Annotated in this window: 5 protein-coding genes and 1 tRNA gene; 2 read left to right on the forward strand and 4 right to left on the reverse strand. The window is 69.9% G+C overall.

The genetic code is table 11. The annotated features are described in order from the left end of the window. Positions 1-39: 39 nt before the first annotated feature. From ACLJQM_RS09510 to ACLJQM_RS09525, 4 genes are all read right to left on the reverse strand, one after another. Entirely contained in the window at positions 40-1,020 is a 981-nt protein-coding gene (locus tag ACLJQM_RS09510; RefSeq protein WP_247018306.1) for a ribose-phosphate diphosphokinase, read from the reverse strand. Further along, positions 1,017-2,489 carry a bifunctional UDP-N-acetylglucosamine diphosphorylase/glucosamine-1-phosphate N-acetyltransferase GlmU gene (gene glmU, locus ACLJQM_RS09515; protein WP_410630789.1) on the reverse strand — a complete coding sequence of 491 codons (1,473 nt, stop codon included), beginning with the start codon at positions 2,487-2,489 and terminating at the stop codon, positions 1,017-1,019. The genes ACLJQM_RS09510 and glmU overlap by 4 nt, the downstream gene beginning before the upstream one ends. 48 nt (positions 2,490-2,537) lie before the next feature. Then, positions 2,538-4,292 carry a sensor domain-containing diguanylate cyclase gene (locus ACLJQM_RS09520; RefSeq protein WP_247018309.1) on the reverse strand — a complete coding sequence of 585 codons (1,755 nt, stop codon included), beginning with the start codon at positions 4,290-4,292 and terminating at the stop codon, positions 2,538-2,540. Positions 4,293-4,326: 34 nt separating this feature from the next. Continuing rightward, positions 4,327-4,398, reverse strand: a tRNA-Gln gene (locus ACLJQM_RS09525). Positions 4,399-4,602: 204 nt separating this feature from the next. On the opposite strand from ACLJQM_RS09525, the gene ACLJQM_RS09530 reads away from it, so the two are divergent. Further along, positions 4,603-5,568 (forward strand): acyl-CoA desaturase, encoded by a 966-nt coding sequence (locus ACLJQM_RS09530; RefSeq protein WP_360783314.1) that lies wholly within the window; start codon positions 4,603-4,605, stop codon positions 5,566-5,568. A gap of 95 nt (positions 5,569-5,663) precedes the next feature. After that, positions 5,664-6,257 carry a TetR/AcrR family transcriptional regulator gene (locus tag ACLJQM_RS09535; protein WP_125312529.1) on the forward strand — a complete coding sequence of 198 codons (594 nt, stop codon included), beginning with the start codon at positions 5,664-5,666 and terminating at the stop codon, positions 6,255-6,257. The last annotated feature ends 128 nt before the right edge of the window (positions 6,258-6,385 follow it).

Below are 6,385 nucleotides of genomic sequence, written 5' to 3' on the forward strand. Positions count from 1 at the left end.
GCCCCCGCCGGGCGCGGAGTTCGCGCCCGGCGGAAAACGTCAGGCGTTGCCGTCGAAGAGCGAAGTCACCGAGCCGTCTTCGAAGACCTGCTGGATGGCTTCCGCCAGCATCGGGGCGATCGACAGGACCGTCAGGCCCGGGAACCGCTTCTCCGCCGGGATCGGCAGCGAGTTCGTCACGATGACCTCGCGCGCCTTGCACTGCGAAAGCCGCTCGGTCGCCGGGTCGGACAGGATGCCGTGGGTCGTCGCGATGACGACGTCCGCCGCGCCCTCGTCGATCAGGGCCTCGGTGGCCTTCACGATCGTGCCGCCGGTGTCGATCATGTCGTCGATCAGGACGCAGAGCTTGCCCTCGACCTTGCCGACCACGCGGTTGGCCACGGCCTGGTTCGGCTTGTCCGGGTCGCGCGTCTTGTGGATGAACGCGATCGGGCGGTCGCCCAGCGTCTGCGCCCACTTCTCGGCCAGCCGCACGCGGCCCGAGTCCGGCGAGACGACGGTGATGTCGGCGTCGCCGTAGGTCTTCTTGATGTGGTCCGCCAGCACGGTCTGCGCCATCAGGTGGTCGACCGGGCCGTCGAAGAAGCCCTGGATCTGCGCGGTGTGCAGGTCGACCGTCATGATCCGGTCGGCGCCCGCGGTCTTGAACAGGTCCGCGATCAGCCGCGCCGAGATCGGCTCGCGGCCCTTGTGCTTCTTGTCCTGGCGCGCGTAGGGGTAGAACGGCATCACGACGGTGATCCGCTTCGCGCTCGCCCGCTTGAGCGCGTCCACCATGATCAGCTGTTCCATCACGTACTCGTTGATGGGCGTGGTGTGCGCCTGGATGACGAAGGCGTCGGTGCCGCGGACGGACTCCTCGAACCGGACGAACAGCTCGCCGTTGGCGAACGTGTGCGCCGTCTGCGGGGTGATCGTCACGTTGAGGTGCTTGGCCACCTCTTCCGCGAGCTCCTGGTGCGCGCGACCGGAGAAGAGCATCAGATTCTTCTTCGGCGTGCCTTGCTTCGGACTCATGCTGGCGACTCCCCGTCGGTTCCTGCTGCTGACTCGGCGTCGAGGGCGGCCTGGGCCGCCTCCGCCGCGGGCGTACCCGGCCGGCGCCGGATCGCCCAGCCTTCGATGTTGCGCTGCGGCGGCGCCGACACCGCGAGTGTGCCCGGCGGGACGTCCTCGCGGATCACGGCACCCGCACCACTGTAAGCGCCGTCACCGACCCGCACCGGGGCGACGAACGTGTTGTCCGCGCCCAACCGGACATACGACCCGATAACGGTGCGGTGCTTGTGGACGCCGTCGTAGTTCACGAACACGCTGGAGCAGCCGATGTTGCTGTGCTCGCCGATCGTGGCGTCGCCGACGTAGGTCAGGTGCGGCACCTTCGTGCCGGCGCCGATGTCGGCGGACTTCGTCTCGACGAACGCGCCGAGCTTGCCCTTCTCGCCGAGCTTGGTGCCGGGCCGCAGGTAGGTGAACGGGCCGACGGTGACGCCGTCGCCCAGTTCGGAGTCCGAGCCGTGCACGCGCACCACCGAGGCGCGGGCCCCGATGGTCATGTTCGTCAGGGTGCTGTCCGGTCCGACCGTCGTGCCTTCGCCGACCGACGTCGTGCCCTTGAGCTGCACGCCCGGCTCGATGACGACGTCGCGGGAGAGGGTGACGCCGGCGTCGATCCACGTCGAGGCCGGGTCGACGACCGTGACGCCCTCGCGCTGCCAGCGCCGCACGATCCGGCGGTTCAGCTCGGCGCCGAGCACCGACAGCTGGACGCGGTCGTTGACGCCCTCGGTCAGCCACGGGTCGTCGACGACGAGCGCGCCGACGTGCAGCCCGTCGCCGTTCGCGATGCCCAGCACGTCGGTGAGGTAGAGCTCGCCCTGTGCGTTGTCGGTCGAGAGCCGCGAGAGGCCGTCGCGCAGCACGGCGGCGTCGAAGGCGTAGACCCCCGAGTTGATCTCGGTGATCTCCGCCTGCTCGGGGGTGGCGTCCTTGTGCTCGACGATCCCGGTGACCTTGCCCGCCGCGTCGCGCACCATGCGGCCGTAGCCGGTCGGGTCGGCGACCACGGCGGTGAGCACGGTGACCGCGTTCTTCGCCTCCGTGTGCTCTTCGAGCAGGGCGCGCAAGGTCTCGGTGTCGAGCAGCGGGACGTCGCCGTAGCTGACGAGCACGGTGCCGGTCAGGTCGGCGGGCAGGGTGGCGAGCGCGCACGAGACGGCGTGGCCGGTGCCCTGCTGCCGGTCCTGCACCGCGGTGCCGACCGGGCGGCCGAGGGCGTCGGCGACCTGCGCGAGGCGCTCGCCGACCAGTTCGCGGCCGTGGCCGACGACGACCACGAGGTGCTCGGGCGCCAGGCCGACGGCGGCCCGGACGGCGTGCTCCACCAGGGATCGCCCGGCGATGGGGTGCAGCACCTTGGGCGTCGACGAACGCATGCGGGTGCCCTCACCCGCGGCGAGGATCAACGTGCTCAGCGGGCCGGTCAACGGCGCTCCCAACGGTTACCAAAGGGTGGCTTCTGTCGGGCACCGATCCTAACTGTGGTCTTCGGCGTCCCACGCGGGGTCGGTCGGTGGGCCTTCGTTCGCCCATGCCGCGGCCGGATCGGCGGCCATCGAGTTCGCCGACGCCACCTGGTTGCCGCCACCGCGTTTCGCCTGGTACATGGCCGCGTCCGCGCGGGCGAGGACCTGCTCGCCGCGTTCCTGCGGCCGCAGCGAGACGAGCCCGATCGACAGCGTGACGCCGTGCGAGAGGTGGTGCGGCAGGCCGGCGACGGACTTCACGGCGCGGCCGAGCGCCATCTTCGCCGCGGACGCCGGCGTGCCCGGCAGCAGCACGATGAACTCGTCGCCGCCGTAGCGGGCCACGAGGTCGTCGCCGCGCAGCGCGTCACGAAGCGTGCTCGCGACGACACGCAGCACGTTGTCACCCTCGGCGTGCGACTGCTTGTCGTTGACGCCCTTGAAGCCGTCAAGGTCGACCAAGGCGACGGCGAGCGGCTGCGCGTCGGCCGACGAGGCGAGCTGGCGCAGCTTCTCGTCCAGCGCGCGCCGGTTCGGCAGGCCGGTGAGCGGGTCCTGCAGCGCCTGCTGGGTGATCGCGCCGTGCTCGGCGGACAGCCGTTCGTGCTCGCGGCGGGCGTTCAGCGTGGCGATCTGCGACTCGCGCAGGCTCCACATCTCGGACTCGAGCCGGGTGGCGTAGTCGATCAGCGACTGGCTCGCGCCGGACGCGTAGTCCGGGCTCGTGTCCAGCCGGGCCAGCTCGCGGGCGATGTTCAGCCGCATCGACGGCTGCGAGGTGTCGTCGCCGAGGGACTCGCGCGCCGAGCGCAGCACGTCGAGGGCCTCTTCGCGGCGGCCGCCCTTGTCCAGGCAGCGGGCCAGCGCGATCGCGACGATCTCGCGTTCGCCCGGGTAGCCGGTGCCTTCGTGCAGCTGGCGGAGCCGGTCGATCTGGTCGGTGGTCGGGCTGTGCAGCGCCTGCGCGGCGGCGAGGACACCGACCTGGTCGACGGCGGAGACGTTCGCCTTCCGCGGGAACAGCGACTCGGTGAACGGGCCCTCCGCGGCGACCGCCATGGACGCGGCGGTGCGGAACTTCTCGGCGCTCTCGTCGTACTCGTCGATGCGCTCCAGCCGCAGGCCCCAGCCCAGCAGCATCTTGACGCGGTTCATCAGCTGCAGCGTGATCTCGTGCGGGCTCGCGCTCTCGCGGATCGCGCTCGCGGCGCGGCCGATGACCTCCTCGGCGGCTTCGTAGACGCCGAGCTGGTTCAGCACGATCCAGCAGTCGTTCAACGTCGACCACAGCATCCGGTTCCACTGGCGGATGCCGACCTGCCGGTTCGGGATCGCGGAGTCGTCGAGGATCGCCAGCGCGCGGGCGATCTCGGTGAGCGCGGGGTCCTCCTGCGCGGCGATCACGAGCCGGCGCCCGCGCAGCGCGTGCGCGTCGGCCCGCAGCAGCGCGAGGCCGTGGCGCCGGGTGTGCGCGAGCATCTCGTCGAGCCGCGGCTCGGCCTCGGCGGCCAGTCCCCTGGTGATCAGCCGTGCGATCGCGGAAGCGCGCAGCAGCTGCGCGACCATGGTCGGCTCGCCGCGGCGCTGGGTCTCGTCGAGCAGCTCGTCCATCAGCTCGACGATCTGGAGCTGCTGGGCGTACTCCTGCCGCTGGACCGCGGCGATCAGTTCCCGCGCGCGCCCGACGAGCCAGGCGTCGGACATCTCGGCCAGTGCGGGACGCCTGGCCGCCACCGGGTCGGTCGCCTCGTCGGTCAGCGCCAACCTCCCGGTCTCGTGGTTCGGGTCCTTACTGCTGCTCCGCCGCCAGGATTCGAACCTGAACTGTCAGAACCAAAATCTGAAGTGCTGCCGATTACACTACGGCGGATCGAACCAGGTCAGGATAGCGACGATCGGGTGTCGTCCGCGCGGGGGATGCGTTAGCGGCCCGTCCGCCGGGTACCCGGGTTCGAACACCAGGTGTGGCTTCGGGCACTCCCCAGTGGCTCGAACCTCCTGTACCGTAACTTACGGCATCGTAGGTTAGGTCACCCTTGGAAAAAGGGCACCCGTGTAGGAAGAAGTGAAGCGTATGACGGCCACGCTCGACCGCTCTCAGCCCGCTGGGGAGCCTGCGGCCCCCAAGGGCCCCAAACCCGTCATCGAAGGCACGCGCGGAATCGGCGTGCAGCTGTCGGTCTACTTCGGCGTGATCGCGCCGCTGGTGGCACTGCTGGTCGCGGTGCCGTTCGCCTGGGGCTGGGGACTGAGCTGGGTCGACGTCGGCATCTTCGTGGTGTTCTACGCGATCAGCGGGCTCGGCATCACGGTGTCGTACCACCGCTACTTCACGCACGGCTCGTTCAAGGCCAAGCAATGGCTGCGCGTGGTCATGGCCATCGCGGGCAGCATCGCCCTGCAGGGCCCGGTGATCACCTGGGTCGCCGACCACCGCCGCCACCACGCGTTCTCCGACCGCGACGGCGACCCGCACTCGCCGTGGGCGTTCGGCACCTCGCCGTGGGCCATCGCCAAGGGCTTCTGGCACGCGCACATGGGCTGGCTGTTCGAGCGCGACCAGACGAACGCCGAGCGCTTCGCGCCGGACCTCGTCAAGGACCCGGCGATCAAGAAGGTCGACGACCTGTTCTGGCTGTGGGCGCTGGTCAGCCTGATGCTGCCGGCGTTGCTCGGCGGGCTCATCTCCTGGTCGCTGTGGGGCGCCGTGACGGCGTTCTTCTGGGCGGGCCTGGTGCGCATCTGCGTGCTGCACCACGTGACCTGGTCGGTCAACTCGATCTGCCACATGATCGGCGAGCGCCCGTTCGCCGCCCGCGACAAGTCGGCGAACTTCTGGCCCCTGGCCATTTTCTCGTTCGGCGAGTCGTGGCACAACCTGCACCACGCCGACCCGACGTCCGCGCGCCACGGCGTCAAGCGCGGCCAGATCGACATCTCCGCGCGGCTGATCTGGATCTTCGAGAAGTTCGGCTGGGTGCACGACGTCCGCTGGCCGACCCCGCAGCGCCTGGCCCGTATCGCGACGGAAAAGGGCTAGTCAACTAGGCTGCGACGGTGGCGGGGAGACGACGTTCGAAGCGTGAGCAGCAGGTCACCGGGGCGCGTCCGGCCGCCCCGGTGGCGCGGGTGCGGATGACCGGCAGCGAACGGCGCCGTCAGCTGCTGAACGTGGCCAGGGCGCTGTTCGCCGAAAAGGGTTTCGACGGCACGTCGATCGAGGAGATCGCGCACCGCGCCAACGTGTCGAAACCCGTGGTGTACGAACACTTCGGCGGCAAAGAGGGCATCTACGCGGTGGTCGTCGACCGCGAAACGCAGCTGCTGCTGGACCGCATGGTCTCGACGCTGCACGGCGGCCACCCCCGCGTGATGCTCGAACAGGCGGCGACGGCGTTGCTGTCCTACGTCGAGGATTCCCACGACGGCTTCCGCATCCTGGTCCGCGACTCCCCCGTGGCGAGCTCGACGGGCACGTTTTCGACGGTGCTGAACGACATCGCGAGCCAGGTCGAGCACATCCTGGCCCAGCAGTTCGCGGCCCGCGGGTACGACGAGAAACTGGCGGCGCTGTACGCACAGGCGCTGGTGGGAATGGTGGCGCTGACCGGCCAGTGGTGGCTGGACGCGCGCAAGCCGAAGCGCGACGAAGTCGCGGCCCACCTGGTGAACCTGGCGTGGAACGGGCTGTCCCACTTGGAGCACAAGCCGAAGCTGCGGCTGGGCTAGCTGTGATGTTCAGGGACGTTGTCCCGAGCTGAGGTGACCCGGTGACGGCCTGTCGTGCAGACAGGTGAAGGCCTCCGGATGTGAAGTGGAGCTGTCTAGGAACCACGTCACCGCCCGGAGGCCTTCGT

The organism is Amycolatopsis sp. cmx-4-83, from assembly GCF_046548815.1.
In the GTDB taxonomy this organism is placed as follows: domain Bacteria; phylum Actinomycetota; class Actinomycetes; order Mycobacteriales; family Pseudonocardiaceae; genus Amycolatopsis; species Amycolatopsis pretoriensis_A.

Bases quoted from the DNA above. Each gene is read 5' to 3' on its own strand.
- ACLJQM_RS09530 (WP_360783314.1), top strand. From the start codon at position 4,603: ATGACGGCCACGCTCGACCGCTCTCAGCCCGCTGGGGAGCCTGCGGCC.
- ACLJQM_RS09535 (WP_125312529.1), top strand. From the start codon at position 5,664: ATGACCGGCAGCGAACGGCGCCGTCAGCTGCTGAACGTGGCCAGGGCG.
- ACLJQM_RS09510 (WP_247018306.1), bottom strand. From the start codon at position 1,020: ATGAGTCCGAAGCAAGGCACGCCGAAGAAGAATCTGATGCTCTTCTCC.